The organism is Haladaptatus sp. W1 (genome assembly GCF_001723155.1).
Taxonomy (GTDB): Archaea; Halobacteriota; Halobacteria; order Halobacteriales; family Haladaptataceae; genus Haladaptatus; species Haladaptatus paucihalophilus.
The window spans coordinates 1-2,174 of the sequence record NZ_MEIH01000373.1; the positions used below are offsets into that span (position 1 = coordinate 1).

At 61.9% G+C, this 2,174-nt stretch carries 1 protein-coding gene and 3 pseudogenes; all 4 read right to left on the bottom strand.

All coding sequences use genetic code 11. The features are described 5' to 3' along the window. A pseudogene (locus tag BG842_RS32850) lies at nt 1–294 on the bottom strand (glucose-1-phosphate thymidylyltransferase); the annotation flags it as partial. Between the two features lie 162 nt (nt 295–456). Beyond that, a pseudogene (locus BG842_RS32175) lies at nt 457–1,070 on the bottom strand (nucleotidyltransferase family protein); the annotation flags it as partial. 126 nt (nt 1,071–1,196) lie between these two features. Further along, nucleotides 1,197–1,502: pseudogene (locus tag BG842_RS22640) on the bottom strand (uracil phosphoribosyltransferase); the annotation flags it as partial. Nucleotides 1,503–1,595: 93 nt separating this feature from the next. After that, nucleotides 1,596–2,174: GTP-binding protein (locus BG842_RS22645; protein ID WP_175424259.1), on the bottom strand; the 579-nt coding region annotated here is incomplete at its 5' end.

A 2,174-nucleotide genomic window follows, 5' to 3' on the forward strand; every position in this document is an offset into this window, starting at 1 on the left:
GTTGCCACCAATTCGAGCGTTATCCCCGACGAGGCCGCCAAACGTCACGTCGTGATGGACGGTTTCGTCCAGCGTCACGTCCGTAACGCCGCCTTCGACGGTGGTGTTCGGTCCGATGGTCGCGTTCGCGCCGACGATGCAATCCCGGACGACCGCTCCCGGTTCGATGGTCGCGTCCGGGAAGACGACGGCATCCTCGACGACGGCGTTCGCGCAGACCATCGCGTTCTCGCCGAGCGACGTTCCCCTGCAGACGACCGCGCCAGCGTGCACCGTCACGTCCTCTCCCATCATCACGTCGTCGTGGACGACCGCGCTGGAAGCGACGTGTACCGTCCGAGCGGTGTCGCCTTCGCTGATGGAATCTTGCTTGTCCAACACGTAGCCGTTGAGCCAGAGCAAGTCCCACGGGTGTGAGACGTCGCCCCAGAGCCCGTCGTACGGAATCGCACGCAGCGGATGGTCTTCGACGTAGTTTCGCAACGTTCGCGTCAGCGCAAGCTCCCCGCGACTCTCCGTTTGGCGAATCGCGGCGAAGATGTCCGGACCGAACACGTACACACCGGCGTTGATCTGTTCCGACGTCGTCATCCCCGGTATCGGTTTTTCGATGATGTCGGTGACGGTCTGCCCGTCACGTTCGACCACGCCGAACCGACTCGGCGTTTCGACCCGCGTCGTCGCAAGCCCCGCCGCCCCGTCTGTCGGTGGTCGTCGATGAGCTTTTCGACGGCGGACGGTTCGATATATCGGTCGCCGTTCATCGCGATGAAGTCCGACCCGATGTACGGTTCGGCCTGCAAGAGCGCATGCCCGGTACCCAACTGTTTTTCCTGTACCGCGTACGTGATATCGACGTTCCACCGGCGACCGTCGCCGAAGTACGTCTGAATCCGTTCACGGTGATAGCCAACGACGAGGACGATTTCGTCCACACCCGCCGCGGCGATGGATTCGATGACCGACTCCAGGAGCGGCTTGTTGCCGACCGGGAGCATCGGTTTCGGACGACGATTTGTAAGGGGTTGAAGCCGGGACCCTTCTCCAGCAGCGAGAACGACCGCTTTCATCGTCAGTAACACGCCGACCGGACAGTATATCTCTTTTCATTGACAACCTGACTGGTTGGTTCCGTCGCTCGTTCGCAAAGTTCTTGAAACGACGTCGGAAGATAATCGCCGTCAGAACCAAATTCAAGCCGATGGACATTGGCTTATCGTCCCGAATCGAGTCACTCGTCCAGCCTCGAGCACGTTGATGATAACCACGTCGTCCAACCCTTTGACGCGCTCGCCCGTCGTCTCGGTCAGCGGCGTATCGATGGAGACGTACTCGGTGTCCATCGCGCCGTCGATGATTTCGTAACCACAGATGCGGCCGAGTTTTACGAGTCCCTTGCGGAAACCGACTTGTTCGGTCTCCTCGTCCCGAATCTTCGAGAGGGTGTCCTTCGCCATCGCGTGCGTGATGAGGTGGGCGTCACCTCGTTTTTCGATAGTCATATGCGATTCGTGCGCGGGAAGGGGCTATAAGCTAACGATACGAGCGAAGCCGCGGGACGCGGTGACAGGCCTCGCTGGGGCACCGAAACGCGACTATTCGCCGACTATCAACAGTTCGCCCTCGTCCTCGGGGAACGGGTTGTCGAACGTGTCCCAGTCCTCGTCCATCTCCGCGTCGGTCAGCACGCAGTCGTCGAGTGCGGCGGTGATGGCCGCCTCATCCACGTCGCTTCCGATGAAGACGAGTTGGGTCCGGCGGTCGCCCCACTCCTCGTCCCAGTAGGTCGCAGAGCGGTTGCTCCGGTAGAGGTCCTGGTCGATTTCGGGAAGGCTGGCGATCCACGGCCCCGCGACTTCCACGCGGGCGGCGGCCCCGGCCTGTCCGTACTCCAGTTTCACATCGTCCCGTCCGGCGACCCAGAACGTTCCCTTGGCGCGGACGATGCCGTTCGGGAGCGACTCGAAGAAGTCGTGAAACCGAGCGGGGTGAAGCGGTCGGGGGCTTCGGTACGAGACCGACGAGATACCGTAGGCCTCCTGCGGATGACGGTGGTTGGAATGGTCGTGAGCGTCGTGGGCGTGAGTCTCGTGTTCGTCGTGTTCGTCGTGACCGTGCGCTTCGTCGTGGTCGGCGTGGTCCATCGCCCGTTTCCATCCGGCGGAGTCGGTCAC